General features: G+C 75.2%; 14 protein-coding genes and 1 rRNA gene. 3 read left to right on the top strand and 12 right to left on the bottom strand.

Annotated features, from left to right (window positions below):
* The first annotated feature begins 205 nt into the window (after positions 1 to 205).
* On the top strand, positions 206 to 1834 hold the full coding sequence (locus AB0L29_RS23375) for a PucR family transcriptional regulator (RefSeq protein WP_365829671.1): 1629 nt from the start codon (positions 206 to 208) through the stop codon (positions 1832 to 1834).
* Between the two features lie 73 nt (positions 1835 to 1907).
* Here AB0L29_RS23375 and AB0L29_RS23370 read toward each other — a convergent pair whose 3' ends face one another.
* From AB0L29_RS23370 to AB0L29_RS23345, 6 genes are all read right to left on the bottom strand, one after another.
* A complete protein-coding gene (locus AB0L29_RS23370; RefSeq protein WP_365829670.1) occupies positions 1908 to 3044 on the bottom strand; it encodes a glycosyltransferase family 4 protein in 1137 nt (378 codons plus the stop codon).
* Positions 3045 to 3225: 181 nt separating this feature from the next.
* Positions 3226 to 4020, bottom strand: a complete 795-nt coding sequence (locus AB0L29_RS23365) for a hypothetical protein (RefSeq protein WP_365829779.1) — start codon at positions 4018 to 4020, stop codon at positions 3226 to 3228.
* Between the two features lie 5 nt (positions 4021 to 4025).
* The gene (gene recN / locus AB0L29_RS23360; RefSeq protein WP_365829778.1) at positions 4026 to 5744 is read right to left on the bottom strand and encodes a DNA repair protein RecN; all 1719 of its coding nucleotides are present in this window, start codon (positions 5742 to 5744) and stop codon (positions 4026 to 4028) included.
* 234 nt (positions 5745 to 5978) lie between these two features.
* Entirely contained in the window at positions 5979 to 6884 is a 906-nt protein-coding gene (locus AB0L29_RS23355; RefSeq protein ID WP_365829669.1) for an NAD kinase, read from the bottom strand.
* A complete protein-coding gene (locus AB0L29_RS23350; RefSeq protein ID WP_365829667.1) occupies positions 6881 to 7696 on the bottom strand; it encodes a TlyA family RNA methyltransferase in 816 nt (271 codons plus the stop codon). The genes AB0L29_RS23355 and AB0L29_RS23350 overlap by 4 nt, the downstream gene beginning before the upstream one ends.
* A 7-nt stretch (positions 7697 to 7703) precedes the next feature.
* Positions 7704 to 8060, bottom strand: coding sequence for a hypothetical protein (locus AB0L29_RS23345; protein WP_365829665.1), 357 nt, complete (start codon positions 8058 to 8060; stop codon positions 7704 to 7706).
* 42 nt (positions 8061 to 8102) lie between these two features.
* Between AB0L29_RS23345 and AB0L29_RS23340 the strand changes: the two genes are divergently transcribed.
* On the top strand, positions 8103 to 8450 hold the full coding sequence (locus AB0L29_RS23340) for a sterol-binding protein (protein ID WP_365829664.1): 348 nt from the start codon (positions 8103 to 8105) through the stop codon (positions 8448 to 8450).
* Here the strand turns inward: AB0L29_RS23340 and AB0L29_RS23335 are convergent.
* The 4 genes from AB0L29_RS23335 to AB0L29_RS23320 form a co-directional block, all read right to left on the bottom strand.
* A complete protein-coding gene (locus AB0L29_RS23335) occupies positions 8434 to 9366 on the bottom strand; it encodes an ABC transporter ATP-binding protein (RefSeq protein ID WP_365829663.1) in 933 nt (310 codons plus the stop codon). The two genes, AB0L29_RS23340 and AB0L29_RS23335, sit on opposite strands and share 17 nt — an antisense overlap.
* The gene (locus tag AB0L29_RS23330) at positions 9363 to 10400 is read right to left on the bottom strand and encodes an iron chelate uptake ABC transporter family permease subunit (protein ID WP_365829662.1); all 1038 of its coding nucleotides are present in this window, start codon (positions 10398 to 10400) and stop codon (positions 9363 to 9365) included. Before AB0L29_RS23330 ends, AB0L29_RS23335 begins: the two co-directional genes overlap by 4 nt.
* A complete protein-coding gene (locus AB0L29_RS23325) occupies positions 10397 to 11440 on the bottom strand; it encodes an iron chelate uptake ABC transporter family permease subunit (RefSeq protein ID WP_365829661.1) in 1044 nt (347 codons plus the stop codon). The genes AB0L29_RS23330 and AB0L29_RS23325 overlap by 4 nt, the downstream gene beginning before the upstream one ends.
* Positions 11441 to 11520: 80 nt before the next feature.
* Positions 11521 to 12552 carry an HAD hydrolase-like protein gene (locus AB0L29_RS23320; RefSeq protein ID WP_365829660.1) on the bottom strand — a complete coding sequence of 344 codons (1032 nt, stop codon included), beginning with the start codon at positions 12550 to 12552 and terminating at the stop codon, positions 11521 to 11523.
* Between the two features lie 73 nt (positions 12553 to 12625).
* Between AB0L29_RS23320 and AB0L29_RS23315 the strand changes: the two genes are divergently transcribed.
* Positions 12626 to 13918: a DUF1015 domain-containing protein gene (locus tag AB0L29_RS23315; RefSeq protein ID WP_365829659.1), complete on the top strand. Its 1293-nt coding sequence runs from the start codon at positions 12626 to 12628 to the stop codon at positions 13916 to 13918.
* A 49-nt stretch (positions 13919 to 13967) separates the two neighbouring features.
* On the opposite strand, the gene AB0L29_RS23310 is transcribed toward AB0L29_RS23315, so the two are convergent.
* Positions 13968 to 14699, bottom strand: a complete 732-nt coding sequence (locus tag AB0L29_RS23310; protein WP_365829777.1) for a hypothetical protein — start codon at positions 14697 to 14699, stop codon at positions 13968 to 13970.
* Positions 14700 to 15901: 1202 nt separating this feature from the next.
* A 5S ribosomal RNA gene (rrf, locus tag AB0L29_RS23305) occupies positions 15902 to 15992 on the bottom strand; the annotation flags it as partial.

The following is a 15992-nucleotide window of genomic DNA, read 5'->3' as shown; positions in this document are numbered from 1 at the left end:
CCCCTGTGCGCGCAGGGCCGCCCCGGCCGTCGTCCGAGCGGCGTGACCGGGGCCGGATCCCGGCGTTCGTGCCGGCGGGGAGTTCGGCCTCCACGCGATGAGGACGGCCGCCGTGCCGGGGACCGCCGTGCGGCGGGACGCGGTGGCCGTCTCCGTGCCCGCGCGCGGATGTGCCCGGCACACGCGCGCGGGTAGCGTCCGGCGCATGGACAGCGGATTCGACACCGACGGCGCCGGCATCACCGTGCGGCGGGCGCTGGAGCTGCCCGGGCTGCGCGGCGGACTGCCGGAGGTCCTGGCGGGCACCGAACGGCTGGAGCGCACGGTGCGCTGGGTGCACGCGGGCGAGGTGCCCCACATCGCGTCGCTGCTCAAGGGCGGCGAACTGCTGCTGACCACCGGCTACGGCCTGGGCACCCGCCCCGCCGAGCAGCGCGCGTTCGTACGGACCCTGGCCGAGCGCGGCATCGCGGCCCTGGTCGTGGAGCTCGGCCCGCGCTTCACGCGGCTGCCCGCCGCCCTGGTCGACACGGCCCGTGCGGCCGGCCTGCCGCTCGTCCAGCTGCACCGCGAGGTGCCGTTCGTGACGGTCACCGAGGAGATCCACACCGAGATCGTCAACGGCCACTACGCGCTCCTGCAGCGCGCCGAGGAGGTGCATCGCCGCTGCACCCGGGCCCTGCTGAGCGGCGGCGGCGTGCCCCAGGTCCTGGACACGCTGGCGGAGTTCGGCGGCAACCCGGTCTTCCTGGAGACGGCCGACGGCCGGCTGCTGTACGCCGCCGGGGCCGGTCCGCAGGGCGCCGAACCGCTCCAGGTGTGGGAGGGGCTGCGCGGCCGGCCCAAGGAGGCCCCGTTGCCGGGCTCGGTCGTGGTCGACGTGCCCGGCGGCGGCCCCGGTGCCGGGGGCGTGCGCGCACGGCTCGTCCTGCTGCCCGTCCGGACGCCCCTGGCACCGGTGCACCGCATGGCGGCCGAGCGGGCCGCGGGCATCCTGGCCGTGGTGCTGATGCAGGCGCGCCAGGAGGAGGAACTGGCGGCGCGCGGACGCGGCGACTTCCTCACCGACCTCGCCGAGGGCCGCATCGACGCACAGGACGCGCCCGCGCAGGCGCGCGTGCTGGGCTTCAGGCCGGGCGACGGCCCGCTGCTGCCGGTGGTGATGAGGATCGGGGACGCGCTCGCCCCGGGCGGGGGCTGGGCGGTGCTGGCGCGCGCGGTCGGTGAGGAGCTGGCCTCGGTGGGCGTGCCGGTCCTGCTGGGCGTGCGCCCGGTGGAGGGCCGTGTGCCGCTGCTGGTCGGCCTGCGTTCGGAGTCGGAGCGGCCGGCGGCCGCCGACCGGGTGGCCGCGGCGCTGCGGGCCGGGGTGGAACGGGCCGGGATGCTGCGGCCGGGCACGCAGCCGCCCGTCGTGGTCGTCGGGGTGGCCGGCGGCTGGGCGGCGGCCTCGGCGGGGCTGCGGCACGCGGCGGAGACGGCGACCGCGGCGCGGGGCCTCACGGACCGCCCCTGGTACGACGCCCGCCGCCTCGACATCGACCTGCTGCTGTGGCGGCTGCGCGGCCATCCGGACCTGGCGGCGTTCGTGGACCGCGCGATCGGTCCGCTGCGCGACCACGACCGCCGCTCCCGGCCGCCGCTGCTGCCGACCCTGGAGACCTATCTGGCCCACGCGGGCCGCAAGGCGGAGACGGCCCGCGAGCTGCACCTCAACCGGCAGACGCTGTACAACCGCCTGGCGCGCATAGGGGAGTTGCTGGGCACGGACCTGGACGATCCGCAGACGGTCCTGGCGTTGAGCCTGGCGCTGCGGGCGCGCCGTCACGTCGGCTAGACGGCGGCCACCGCGGGGCCGGCCGGCTCCGCGACCGCCACCGGACCGGCGGGAGCGGCGACCGCCGCACCGGCTAGATCAGCGGCTGCGGCCGGGTCAGCTCGTCGTAGACGCTGAGCACCTGGGCGACCGTCTCGTCCTCGGTCGGCCAGGTGGCCGCCTGCCGGGCGCCCTTCTCCCTCAGCAGCTCCCGGCGCCCGGGATCGGCCAGCAGCCGCACGACCGCGCCGGCGAGCGCGTCCGCGTCCCCGTACGGGACGAGTTCGGCGGCGTCCCCGACGAGTTCGGGGACGCCGCCGACCCGGGTCGCGACGAGCGGCACGCGCGCGTGGAGGGCCTCCTGGGCGAGGACGGAGCGCGCCTCCCACCGGCTCGGCAGCAGTGCGAGGTCGGCGGCGGCGAGCAGCTCGGTGATGTCGTCGCGCCGGCCGACGAGCCGGACCGGCAGGTCCTCGTCCTCGATCCGCCGCTGGAACTCACCGCGCAGCGACCCCTCCCCCGCGATCACGACCAGCGGCGCGGGGTCGAGGTGGCGCAACGCGCGCGAGGCGTCCAGCAGGACGTCGTACCCCCGGTGCCGTTCGAGGGAGCCGACGGCCACCAGCAACGGGCGTCCGGTGGCGCCGATTTCGGCTCGGGCCTTGGAGCGGTCGGGGTCCTCGGGCGCCACGGGCTCGCGGGGCCCCGGGAGCGCGACGGCGGCCAGCCGCGCGTCCCGCGCCCCGGTCCGGCGGGCCCGGTCCACCAGGGGGGAGGCCGTCCCGAGCACCACGGTGGCCGCCTTGGCCACCCGGCGCTCCAGCAGCCGCAGCAGCTGGGCGCGCGCTCCCTCGGCGTGTGCCCGGTCGTGCCACGTCACGACGAGCGGGGTGCGCACGCGCCGGGCGCCGAGGGCGAGCACGGTACGGAAGGAGGCGTGCAGCCCGTGCGCGTGCACCAGGTCGGCGTCGGCGCAGGCCGCCCGCAGGGCCGCCACCGAGACCGGGTCGCTGCTGCGCGGCACGTGCACGTGGTCGGCGCCGGCCCCGGTGAAGTCGTAGGCGCGATCGGCCTCGACGGGGGCGCACACCGTGACCTTCACGCCCCTCGCGACGAGCCCCGCGGCCAGCGAACGCACATGGGCGCCGCTGGCGGCGTTGCCTCCGCCCAGCACCTGCACGGTGCGCAGCGGCGACTGGCCGTGCGGTGAGGGGCTGCTCACGGGGGTCACGTGGCCGGGGCTCCTGGTTCGGCGTCGGGCGGTCACGAAGAACGTACAGAAGGATCGGACCGAGGGGATGCACCCCGCGGTTTCCTACGCGTACACCGCCAAGGATGCCAGGACGCACGGGTGTTCCGGCGACGGCGGGCGCGGCGGCCGTACGGCCGCCGCGGCAACGAGACGGGCAGTGTCACTCACACGAGTGACATTGCCGGCCCTCCGCCCGTGCCGTCCGGCTCACCTTGTCGCCGTACACCGCCGCGGCCACGAGCGCACCGGCACGGGCGAGCAGTCCGGCCCGCCCGGCACCCGCGGCGGCGGCCGCCCCCAGGGCCGCGCCCAGCGCGTGCGCTCCCGTGTCGCCGATCATCACGCGCTCCCCGAGGTCGTCGGGCAGCACGGCCGCCGCGGCGCCCATGGCGGCGGCGGACAGCTCCCCCGCGGCCCCGGCGCGCGCCGACCCCGCCGCGCCGAGCGCGAGCACCACCGCCGCGGCCCGCCCCGGCCGCACGTCCACGAGGTTGACGAAGTGCGCGGCCCCGGCGATCACCACACCCGCGAGCACCTTGTCGACGGGCCGCTCCCTGAGCAGCGCCCCGGCGACGAGCCCGGCCGCCGGGATCCCGAACAGCTTGACGGCCCCACTGGTGACCTCGCCGTCCCGCAGCGCGGACAGGTGCGCCCGGAACCCGCGCCGCGGATCCCCCGCGCCGACGGCGTCGTCGTACGCCCCGCAGACCCCGGCGGCCCGCACGGCGAACCCGGCGGCGGGCCGCACCCGCCCGGCCCCGGCCGCGGCGGCCAGCGCGACGGCCGGCCCCGCGTACAGCCCGACGCCGCGCCCGGCGTGGTTCCTCCGCTCCCAGCGGTCCCGGCCACCGGGCGGCACGGCGCGCAGGGCGGCCGTCCCGGCCCGGGCGAGGACGGCGGCGAGCGCGAAGGACCTGCCGGTCCCGCGGACGCGGCCGCCCGCCCGGCCGGCCACCGGCGTCACACGTCCGCCCGGGCGGTCGCCAGCAGCTCCTCCGCATGCGCCCGGGCCGTCTCCGAGTCCTCCTGGCCGGCCAGCATCCGGGACAGTTCCCGGATGCGTTCCTCGCCCTCCAGCACCTTCACCCCGGACCGGGTCACGGAGCCGTCGCTGGTCTTCTCCACCAGCAACTGCCGGTCGGCGAAGGCGGCCACCTGCGGCAGATGCGTGACGACCACGACCTGCGCGGTCTTGGCGAGCCGTGCGAGCCGCCGCCCGATCTCGACCGCCGCCTTGCCGCCGACCCCGGCGTCGACCTCGTCGAAGAGATAGGTCGGCACGGGATCGGTACCCGCGAACACGACCTCCACGGCCAGCATCACGCGCGAGAGCTCGCCGCCGGAGGCGCCCTTGGCGATGGGCCGCGCCGGCGCCCCCGGATGCGGGGCCAGCAGCAGCTCGACCTCGTCGGCGCCGGACGGCCCGTAGGCGACCGTGCGCCCGTTGACCTCCACGCCCTCGGGGTCCTCGGTCTGCCGGATGTCGAAGGACACGCGCGCGTGCGGCATGGCGAGCGAGGCCAGTTCGGCGGTCACGGCGGCCGCGAACCGCTCGGCGGCCTCCGTCCGAGCGTCCGTCAGCGCCTGCGCGAGACCGCCCAGTTCGGCGCGGAGCGCGTCCCGTTCGGCGGTCAGCTCCTCGATCCGCTCGTCGTCACCGTCGAGTTCGGTCAGGCGCTGGGCACCGCGCTCGGCCCACGCCAGCACGGCGGCGACGTCCTCGCCGTACTTGCGCGTCAGCCCGGTGAGCGCGGCCCGCCGCTCCTCGACGGCCGCCAGCCGCAGCGGGTCGGCGTCCAGGTCGTCGGCGTACCCGGCGAGCTCTCCCGCCACGTCCCGCAGCAGGATCCCGATCTCCCCGATCCGGTCGGCGAGCGCGGCGAGCGCCGGGTCGTGCGACCGTACGGCCTCCAGCGCCCGCTGCGCGCCCGCGACGAGCGTCCCGGCGTCGACGCCCTCGGGATCCTCCGGATCGCCCGCCAGAGCGCGATGGGCGGCGTTCGCGGCGGACGCCAGCGCCTCCGCGTGCCCCAGCCGCTCGGCCTCCTCCGCGAGCTCGGCGTCCTCCCCGGCCCGCGGCTCGACCGCCGCGATCTCGTCGAGGCCGTAGCGCAGCATGTCGGCCTCCTGGGCCCGTTCACGCGCGCGGGTGGTGATCTCGTCGAGCTCGGCGGAGACGGCCCGCAGCCGCTTGTACGCCTCGGTGTACTTGACGAGCGGCACGGCGACCGCGTCGCCCGCGTACCGGTCGAGCGCCTGCCGCTGCCGGGACAGCTTGAGCAGCCCCTGCTGGTCGGTCTGCCCGTGCACGGCCACCAGTTCGTCGGCGAGCTCGCCGAGCAGCCCCACGGGAACGCTGCGCCCGCCCAGGTGGGCCCGCGAGCGCCCCTCGGCGGAAATGGTGCGGCTGATCAGCAGCGCCCCGTCGTCGAGCTCGGCCCCGGCCTCCTCGGCCCGTACGGCGGCCGCCGCGTCCGCGGGAACGGTGATCCGTCCCTCCACGACCGCCTTCTCGGCACCGATCCGCACGAGCGCCGGGTCCGCGCGCCCGCCCAGCAGCAGCCCGAGGCTGGTGACCACCATGGTCTTGCCCGCACCCGTCTCACCCGTGACGGCGGTGAAGCCTGGCGACAGCTCGACGACGGCGTCGTCGATCACTCCGAGCGACCGTATCCGCATCTCCTCCAACACGGACACGACCTTACGAGGTCCGGGCCGGGAAGTGCGACCGCCCCACCCTTGTCACCCACGTGAGGGGCGCCCTCTCGGGGGCGCGGGGCCGGTGCCGGGACGCGGCTCCGCCCCGCGGCCGCGGGCCGTCCGCGGCCGCCGGCGCTCCCGGCAGCCTCCCGCGGACGGCCGGTGGGGCGCTCCCCGCCACGACGGCCGGTGGGGCGCTCCCCGCCACGACGGCTAGTGGGGCGCTCCCCGCCACCCGGACACGGGCAGGGCGAACTTCGCCACGAGCCGGTCCGTGAACGAGGCGTGGTGCAGCCGGGCCAGCCGCACCGGCACGGCCCCCCGCCGCACCTCCACCCGGGCCCCGGGCGGCAGCTCGACCGTCCGCCGCCCGTCGCACCACAGCACTCCCGGCGGGACGTGCGGCAGCACCTCCACCGCCAGCACGGAATCGGGCGAGGTCACCAGCGGCTTGGCGAACAGCGCGTGCGCGCTGATCGGCACCAGCAGCAGCGCCTCGACCTCGGGCCACACCACGGGCCCGCCCGCGGAGAACGCGTACGCGGTCGACCCGGTCGGCGTCGCGCACACGATCCCGTCACAGCCGAACCCCGTCACCGGCCGCCCGTCGATCTCCAGGACAATCTCCAGCATCCGCTCCGCGGACACCTTCTGCACGGCCGCCTCGTTCAACGCCCAGTCCGTGTGCACGATGTCCCCGTTGCGGTGCACGACGACGTCGACGGTCATCCGCTCCTCGACCTCGTACGCCCTGGTCACCACCCGGTCGACGACCTTGTCGAGGTCGTCCCGCTCGGCCTCGGCGAGGAACCCGACCCGTCCGAGGTTGACGCCGAGCATCGGCACCCCGGAGGCACGGGCGAACTCCGCGCCGCGCAGCAGCGTGCCGTCACCGCCCAGCACGATGAGCAGCTCGCACCCGTCGAGGCACTGCGGGGTGGCCTCCTTGACGAGTTCCACCTCATCGGGCAGCGGCAGGTCGCGCGCCTCGGCCTCCAGCACCCGCACCCCGAGTCCCGAGCGCAGCAGCCCCTTGACCACGAGCTCGGCACTGCGCACGGCCGCGGGGCGCCCGGTGTGGGCGAGCAGGAAAACAGTACGAGCTCGGTTCTGTGTCAACGCGGCCCCTCCGCCACTGCACGGTCGATGTCGGCCGGGTCCGGTTCCGGTGCCCCGGCCCGCAGCCAGAGAAAGTACTCGACATTGCCCGAGGGCCCGGGCAGCGGACTGGCCGTCACGCCCTTCGTGCCGAGCCCCAGTTGCCAGGCCTTCTCGGCCACCCCCCGTACGGCCTCGGCCCGCAGCTGCGCGCTGCGGACGACTCCCCCGCTGCCCAGCCGCTCCTTGCCCACCTCGAACTGCGGCTTGACCATCACCACCAGGTCCGCGTCCGGCCGCACGCACCGCGCCAGGGCGGGCAGCACCAGGCCGAGCGGGATGAAGGACAGATCCCCCACGACAAGATCCACAGGCTCCCCATCGATCGCTTCGAGCGTCAACTCGCGTACGTTCGTACGGTCCTTGACGGTGACGCGTTCATCGTTGCGCAGAGACCAGGCGAGCTGTCCGTATCCGACGTCCACGGCGACGACGTGCGCGGCCCCGGCCCGCAGCAGGACGTCGGTGAAGCCCCCGGTGGACGCGCCGGCGTCCAGCGCCCGGCGGCCCCGGACGGCCAGTCCCTGCGGCATGAAGACATCGAGCGCGCCGGCGAGCTTGTGGCCGCCCCGCGACACGTAGTCCGGGTCGTTGTCGTCGGCGGCGACGAGGATCGCCGCCGCCGTCTCCACCTGCGTGGCGGGCTTGGTCGCGACGGTCTTCCCGACGGTGACGCGCCCGGCGGCGATCAGCTGGCCGGCGTGCTCGCGCGAGCGCGCGAGCTTCCGGCGGACCAGCTCCGCGTCGAGACGGCGGCGTGCGACTCCTGCCACGGTGGGTTCAGCTCCTGTCCTGGTACGGCGGATTCGATGGGTGGCCCGCGGGGCCCGGGTGAAGGGTGGTGGTCGGGTGGCGGGTGGGAGCCGCGGGTCCCGGGCGGGCGTCGAGCGCGGTGAGCGCGTCGCGCAGCTCCCGGTGCACATCCTCGTACACCCCGGCGTGTCCGTCGGTGGCGAGGTGGTCGACGTCACCGAGCCGGTCCAGGGCCGCGTCCACGCCGGCGTCGCCGGTGGGGGTGCGGGGCACGCCGAGCGGGGCGGGGGCGGCCGGCTCGTCCCCGGGCCCGGCCTGCACCGCCTCCGGCCCGGGCTGTACCGCCTCCGGCCCGGGCTGCGTCTGCGGAACCGAGTCGTTCATGCCCCGACGCTACCCCGAACCCCTGGGGTACGGTCGATCCCGATGGCCACGATCGAGGAGTGCCGCGCCGCACTCGACAAGCTCTCGGACAGCATGCAGCACGCCGAAGGGGACGTCCGCGAGGCCGCCGCCCTGGACCGCTCGGTGAGCTGCCACGTCAAGGACCTCGACGTCACCTTCGTCGGCCGCCTCGGCGACGGCCGCATCGTGGTGCACGACACCCTGGCGGGCCCGCCGCCGGACAGGGCCGAGATCAGGCTGGTCACGACCGGTGACGACCTGGTGGCCCTGGTGAACGGCGAGCTGAACTTCGCCAGGGCCTGGGGCTCGGGCCGGGTGAGGCTGGAGGCGGGCCTGCGGGACCTGTTCCGCCTCAGGAAGCTTCTGTAGCCGCCACGCGTTCCCCGGCCGCCCCGCGCGCGCGTGCCTTGCGCGCCGCCGGCACCACCAGCGGCGTGCCCGTCTCCGGGTCGGAGATGATCTGGCAGCGCAGCCCGAAGACCTCCTCGACCAGCTCGGCCGTGACGACGTCGTCCGGCGCGCCCTCGGCGATGACCTCGCCGGCCTTCAGGGCGATGAGGTGGGTGGCGTACCGGGCGGCGTGGTTGAGGTCGTGCAGTACGGCGACGAGCGTGCGCCCCTGCTCCTCGTGCAGCTCCGCGCACAGGTCGAGCACGTCGATCTGGTGCTGGATGTCCAGGTACGTCGTCGGCTCGTCGAGCAGCAGCAGAGGGGTCTGCTGGGCGAGCGCCATGGCGATCCACACGCGCTGGCGCTGACCGCCGGACAGCTCGTCGACGTACCGGTCGGCGAGCTCGGCGACCCCGGTCTGCCGCATGGACTCCTGCACGACCCGCTCGTCCTCGGCCGACCACTGGCGCAGGATGCCCTGGTGCGGGTAGCGGCCGCGGCCGACGAGGTCGGCGACGGTGATCCCGTCGGGCGCGACGGACGACTGGGGCAGCAGACCGAGGGTCCGGGCGACCTTCTTGGCGGGCATCGACTGGATGACCTGCCCGTCGAGCAGCACACGGCCCTCGCTGGGCTTGAGCATCCGCGACAGCGCCCGCAGCAGCGTCGACTTGCCGCACGCGTTCGGGCCGACGATCACGGTGAAGGAGTTGTCGGGTATCTCCACCGACAACCGCTCGGCGATGACGCGCTGGTCGTAGGCGAGGGTGACGTTCTCGGCGGACAGGCGGTTCACAGTGCTCCTCGTGTTGTTCGGCCCGCTGCTGACGCTGGTCCGCGCGCGCGGGTCCGCGCCGGTCCCGGCGCTCGTTCCCACCCCGGTGCCGCCGCTCATATCCGGCCCGCCCGGCGCTCGGTGACCAGCAGCCACAGCAGGTAGACACCGCCGAGCACGCCGGTGACCACGCCCACCGGCAGCTGGTCGGCGCCGAAGATCCGCTGCGAGGCCCAGTCGGCGGTGACCAGCAGGGCGGCGCCCATGCACAGCGACGGCAGCAGGTTCGGGCCGGGCGAGCGGGTCAGGCGCCGGGCGAGCTGCGGCGCGGTCAGCGCCACGAAGCCGACCGGCCCGGCAGCGGCGGTCGCGGACGCGGTGAGCAGGACGGCGGCCACCATCAGCAGCAGCCGTACGCGTTCCACCCGCACCCCGAGGGCGTAGGAGACGTCGTCGCCCATCTCCATCATCCGCAGCCCGCGCGCGTTGGCCAGGACCAGCGGGACGAGCACGGCGCACAACCCGAGCAGCGGCCAGACCTGGGCCCAGTCACGGCCGTTGAGGGAGCCGGTCATCCACACCACCGCGCGGGCCGCGTCGACGATGTCGGACTTGGTGAGCAGGTAGCCGTTGACCGCGGTGACGATCGCGGAGACGCCGATGCCGACCAGGACCAGCCGGTACCCGTGCACCCCCCGCTTCCAGGCGAGCACGTAGATGGCGAACCCGGTCACCAGGCCGCCCACGAGCGCGCCGGCGGCGACCTGGTTCGCGGTCCCGGAGAACAGCACGATCACCACGAGCGCGCCGGCCGTCGCCCCCTGTCCGAGGCCGAGCACGTCCGGGCTGCCCAGGGGGTTGCGGGAGATCGACTGGAACAGCGCGCCGCCCAGCCCGAGCGAGGCGCCGACCAGCAGCCCGACCAGGACCCGCGGCAGCCGCAGCTCGTTGACGATGAACTCCTGGCCCGCGTCGCCCTCGCCGGCCAGCGTCCTGAGCACGTCGGCGGCCGGGATCGGGAAGTCGCCGGTGCCGATGAGGACGACACCGGCCGCGAGCGCCGCGGCCAGGAGCAGGACGACGACGGTGAGGGCGCGCACGTCCAGCCGGACCGACAGCCCGCCCGGGGTCCGCACAGCACGGTTGGTCTTCACAGCTGGGCCGTCCTCCGCCGTCGTACGAGAAAGATGAAGACCGGGCCGCCCAGGAGCGCGGTGACGATGCCGACCTGCAGTTCGGAGGGCCGGGTCGCGATCCGGCCGATGACGTCGGCGCCGAGCAGCAGGACGGGCGACAGGATCGCCGCGTACGGCAGGATCCAGCGCAGGTCGGGTCCGGTGAAGGAGCGCACGGCGTGCGGCACCATCAGTCCCACGAACATGATCGGCCCGCAGGCGGCGGTCGCCGCTCCGCACAGCACGGTGGCGGCGAGCATGGACAGCGCCCGGGTCCGGTTCAGGTGGGCGCCGAGCGCCCTGGCGGTGTCGTCGCCCATCGCCATGGCGTTCAGCGGCCGGGCGAGGACCAGTGCCAGCACCATGCCGGCCAGCAGGAACGGCAGCACCTGCCTGATGGCCGAGTCGTCCGCCGAGGACAGCGAACCCACCGTCCAGAAGCGCATCTTGCCCAGCGCCGCCTCGTCCATGATCATCACGGCCTGGAGGTAGCCGTACAGCGCGGCGCTGATCGCCGTGCCGGCGAGCGCGAGCCGCACCGGTGTCGCGCCGCGGCTGCCGCCGAGGAACCACACCAGTGCCCCGACCGCCGCCGCGCCGAAGAAGGCGAACCACACGTAGCCGCTCAGCGAGGTGACGCCGAAGTACGTGATGGCCGTGACGACCGCGGCGGACGCGCCCGCGTTGATGCCGAGCAGGCCGGGATCGGCGAGCGGGTTGCGGGTGAGCGCCTGCAGCACCGCCCCGGCCAGACCGAGGGCCGCGCCGGCGAGCAGCCCGAGGACGGTCCGCGACAGCCGCTCCGCGACGACGACGTCGCCGTACGTGCCCGAGTCCTCGAACAGGCCGTGCCAGACCTGTTCCAGGGAGAGCTCCTTGGCGCCGATCGCGATGCTCGCCAACGCGACGGCCACCAGGATCGCGACCGAGACGAGCAGCCCAAAGGCGCGCATCACCCGGCGGGTTGAGGGCGCGGGGGCGGTCGCCGCGCGCTGTTCGGGAGGACTGTCGACCAACACGTGGTTAGGTTAGCCTACCCTGTCAACCGATCATGGTCCGCGGTCGCCGGGCTCGGACCGCCCAGCCGCGGTACCGGTCCTCACAGCCCCAGCCGTGCCAGCGCCTTCCCCCCGTCCAGCTCGCACACGCCGTCGCCGGCCGCCGTCCAGGCCGCCGCGCACAGCGCCCGCAGCCCGTCCAGCGACTCGCCGTCCCCGGCCAGCTCCAGCTGCCCCGCCCCGGCCCTCGCCGTCCAGCCACCGCACCGGAACCCGCCGTCACCCGCCTCCGCGACCTCCGGCTGCCCGGTGAGCAGCCCCCGCAGATCGGCGTCGACGTAGGTCGGCCGGTGCCGCGGCGGCGCGGCCAGCAACTGCGCGCCGTCCGTCACGCCCGTCAGGACGAGCAGCGAGTCCACGTCCCCGTTGAACGCGCCCTCGATGTCCGTGTCCAGCCGGTCCCCGACGACGAGCGGCCGCTCGGCCCCGGTCCGCAGGATCGTCTCCCGGTGCATCGGCGGCAGCGGCTTGCCCGCGACCCGGGGCTCGGCGCCGGTGGCGATCCGCACGACCTCCACCGCCGCTCCGTTGCCCGGCGCGATCCCCCGGCCGCTGGGGATCGTCAGGTCGGTGTTGGAGGCGAACCACGGCACCCCGCGCGCGATGGCGTAACAGGCCTCCGCGAAGCGCCCCCACGGCAGCTCGGGCCCGCCGTACCCCTGCACGACCGCCGCCGGATCGTCGTCCGCCGACTCCACGGGTACGAGCCCGCGTTCACGCAGCGCCACCCGCAGCCCCTCCCCGCCGACCACCAGCACCCGGGCGCCCTCCGGCACCTGCTCGCCGATCAGCCGCGCGACCGCCTGGGCCGAGGTGATGACGTCCTCCGCCCCCGCCGGTATGCCCAGCTCGGTCAGGTGCCCGGCCACGGTGTCCGGGGTCCGCAGGGCGTTGTTGGTGACGTACGCGAGACGCATCCCGCCCTCACGCGCCGCCGCGAGCGACTCGACCGCGTACGCGATCGCGCTCCCGCCCGCGTACACCACCCCGTCCAGGTCCAGCAGCGCCGTGTCGTACGCCTCGCTCAGGGCCTGCCCACTGCCCTCGGTCCTCGTCCTGACGCTCCGGCTCATTCCACATCGCTCCTCGTTCGCTCGCCTTCCCCTCGATCATCCCCCATGGCACCGGCACACGTACGATGCCGGGATGAACACAGCAGGTCACCCGGAAGCAACTACGCGCCGAGGCCTCGAACTCACCCCGTTCAGAGGGCTCCGCTACGACCCCGACCGGGTCGGCAGCCTGGCCGCCGTGACATCACCGCCGTACGACGTCGTGGTCCGCCCCGACGGCCTGCACCACCTCCAGTCCGCCGACCCGCACAACATCGTCCGCCTCATCCTCCCGCAGGCCGCCGCCCCCGGCGCCCGCAGCGAACAGGCCGCCGACACGCTGCGCGCCTGGCTGTCCGAGGGCGTCCTGAGCGCCGACCCCGAGCCGGGCCTGTACGTCTACGAACAGCGCGCCGGCGACGGCACGTTGCAGCGCGGGATCATCGGCGCCCTGCGCGTGTCGGACCCCGCCGAGCAGGCGGTGCTCCCGCACGAGGACGTCATGCCGCACGTCGTCGCCGACCGCGCGGACCTGATGCGGGCCACGTCCGCGAACCTCGAACCCCTCCTGCTGACCTACCGCGGTGACGGTTCGACGGCCGCCACGGCCGACCTGGTCGAGCGCACCGCGCACGAACCCCCGCTTCTGTCCACGACCACGGAGGACGGCGTGAGCCACCGTCTGTGGTCGCTCACGGACCCCTCGGACCTGGCGCGGATCCGGACCGACCTGGCCCGTCACCAGGCCCTGATCGCCGACGGCCACCACCGCTGGGCGACCTACCGCCGCCTGCGCGCGGAACACCCCTCCCCCAGCCCCTGGGACTACGGCCTGGTCCTGCTCGTCGACACGGCCCGCTACCCGCTGCGCGTCCGGGCCATCCACCGCCTCCTGCACGGCCTGCCCGTCGCGAAGGCCCTGACGGCGCTCGACGGCCTGTTCCGCGTCCGCCGCCTCGACGTCCCGCTGGCCGGCGCCCTGGAGACCCTGGCGGACGCGGCCCGCGCGGGAAACGCGTTCCTGCTGGCCGGCGACGGCGCCTTCCACCTCGTCGACCGCCCCGACCCGGGTCTCCTGGCCCGCACGATCCGGGCCGACCGTCCCGCCGCCTGGCGCGCCCTGGACGCGACCGTCCTGCACGCCACGCTCCTCGACCACGTCTGGCACGTCCCCGAGGACGACCCCTCCCGCATCGCCTACATCCACGACACGGCCGCGACGGTCACCAAGGCCGAACGCGACGGCGGCACGGCCGTCCTCATGCACCCGGTCCGCGAGGAGGTCGTCCGCGACCTGGCCCGGCAGGGTGTCACCATGCCCCGCAAGTCGACGTCGTTCGGCCCGAAACCGGCGTCGGGCCTGGTGCTGCGCGCACTGGACCTGTGAAGGACGAAGGGGCGGGACCGCACGGCCCCGCCCCTGACCTCGTCCGGCCTCAGTCCTCGTCGCCGTCCTCGGAGGACTCGTTCTCGTTCTCGTCCCCGCTCTCGTCCAGGGCGTCGACGAACTCCACGCCGTCCAGCTCGGCAAGCCGGTCCGAGGCGTCGGTGCTGCCGTCCCGGTCCGCCTCGACGGCCTTGGCGAACCACTCCCGTGCCTCGTCCTGCCGCCCGGCGGCGAGCAGCGCGTCGGCGTACGCGTACCGCAGCCGCGCGGTCCACGGCTGCACGGAGTTGGACGCCAGCTCGGGGCTCTGCAGCGTCACGATGGCCGCGTCCAGCTGCCCCATGTCACGCCGCGCGCCGGCGGCGACGAGCCGCATCTCGACCTGACCGGCCTTGTCCAGCTTGTGCACCTCGGGAGCCCCGGCCATGTCCAGCGCCTTCTCCGGCCGCCCCAGCCCGCGCTCGCAGTCCGCCATGACGGGCCACAGGTCCACGGTCCCGGTCATCCGCCGCGCGGCCCGGAACTCGGCGAGCGCCTCGCCGTACTTCTGGTTCGCGTACGCGGCGAAACCGGCCGCCTCCCGTACGGCGGCGACCCTCGACGCCAGCCGCAGCGCCACCCGGGAGTAGCCGTACGCGGCCTCGGGGTCCTCGTCGATGAGCCGCGCGACCATCACCAGGTTCTTGGCGACGTCCTCCGCGAGCGTCTTGGGCAGGCTCTGCAGCTCCTGCCGTACGTCCTTGTCGATCTCCTCGCCCGTGACGTCCTCGGGGATCGGCAGCCGCTTGACCGGCTCACGGTCACGGTCCCGCTCGTCGCGGAAGCGCCCACCGCCACGCCGGTCGTCCCGCCGGTCGTCACGCCCGCGGAAACCACCGGGACGCCCGCCGCGGTCGTCGCGCCGCGGCCCGCGCCCACGGTCGTCCCGTCCGCGGAACCCGCCGCGCTCGCCGCGGCTGTCGTCGCGCCGGAAACCGCCGCGCTCCGGACGGTCACTGCGCTCCTCCCGACGGAACCCGCCGCGCTCCCCGCGGTCGTCACGCCGGAAGGACGGACGGTCCCCACGGTCGTCACGCCGGAAACCGCGGTCGCGATCGTCCCGGCGATCGTCACGCCGGACGTACCCACCGCGGTCACCCTCGCGCCTGTCGTCCCGACGGTCGTCGCGCCTGTCGTCACGCCTGTCGTCACGCCGGAAGCCTTCGCGCTGCCCCCGGTCGTCACCGCGCCGGTCGTACCCACCGCCACGGTTGTCGTCCCGCCCGTGGAAACCGCCGCGCTCGCCGCGGCTGTCGTCGCGCCGGAAACCGCCGCGCTCCGGACGGTCACTGCGCTCCTCCCGGCGGAACCCGCCGCGCTCACCACGGTCGTCACGCCGGAAACCGCCGCGCTCTCCACGGTCGTCGTCCCGGCGGAAACCGCCGCGGTCCCCGCGGTCGTCCCGGCGGAAGGAGGGGCGGTCGCCTCGGTCGTCCCGGCGGAAGGAGGGGCGGTCGCCTCGGTCGTCCCGGCGGAAGGAGGGGCGGTCGCCTCGGTCGTCCCGGCGGAAGCCACGGTCGCGGTCGTCCCGGCGGGGGCCGCGGTCATGGTCGTCGCGCCGGCCGTATCCGCCACCGCGGTTGTCGTCCCGGCGGAAACCGCCGCGCTCCCCGCGGTCGTCCCGGGGCCGGTCGTCGCCCCGGCGATCGTCACGCCGGAAACCGCCTCGGTCGCCGTCACGACGACCGTAGCCCCCGCGGTCGTTGTCACGGCGGAAGCCGCCACGGTCCCCGCGCTGACCAGCGCGGTCGCCACGGTCACCACTGTCCCGTCGCCGCTGGTCGCGCTCCGGTCGGTCGTCGGGAGAGTTGGTGGACATCGGTGACTCCTGTCTTCGGTACCGCAAGTCATTCTCGCGCAGCCGGGTACCCGACGCGCTCTGGAAAAACAAAAGGACCCCTGGCCCCAGCTGAACGCTGGCGACCAGGGGTCCTTCCAAAGATTGTTCGGCGGTGTCCTACTCTCCCACAGGGTCCCCCCTGCAGTACCATCGGCGCTGTAAGGCTTAGCTTCCGGGTTCGGAATGTGACCGGGC

Origin of the sequence: Streptomyces sp. NPDC052701 (assembly GCF_040678355.1) — a bacterium.
Classification (GTDB): domain Bacteria; phylum Actinomycetota; class Actinomycetes; order Streptomycetales; family Streptomycetaceae; genus Streptomyces.
Note: the sequence above shows the minus strand (reverse complement) of the source record. Positions and strands in the feature narration are given on the sequence as shown.

Excerpts from the sequence above, each read along its gene's own strand:
- AB0L29_RS23375 (WP_365829671.1), top strand. The coding sequence starts at position 206 with ATGGACAGCGGATTCGACACCGACGGCGCCGGCATCACCGTGCGGCGG.
- recN (WP_365829778.1), bottom strand. The coding sequence starts at position 5,744 with ATGCGGATACGGTCGCTCGGAGTGATCGACGACGCCGTCGTCGAGCTG.
- AB0L29_RS23345 (WP_365829665.1), bottom strand. The coding sequence starts at position 8,060 with ATGAACGACTCGGTTCCGCAGACGCAGCCCGGGCCGGAGGCGGTACAG.
- AB0L29_RS23340 (WP_365829664.1), top strand. The coding sequence starts at position 8,103 with ATGGCCACGATCGAGGAGTGCCGCGCCGCACTCGACAAGCTCTCGGAC.
- AB0L29_RS23335 (WP_365829663.1), bottom strand. The coding sequence starts at position 9,366 with ATGAGCGGCGGCACCGGGGTGGGAACGAGCGCCGGGACCGGCGCGGAC.
- AB0L29_RS23320 (WP_365829660.1), bottom strand. The coding sequence starts at position 12,552 with ATGAGCCGGAGCGTCAGGACGAGGACCGAGGGCAGTGGGCAGGCCCTG.
- AB0L29_RS23315 (WP_365829659.1), top strand. The coding sequence starts at position 12,626 with ATGAACACAGCAGGTCACCCGGAAGCAACTACGCGCCGAGGCCTCGAA.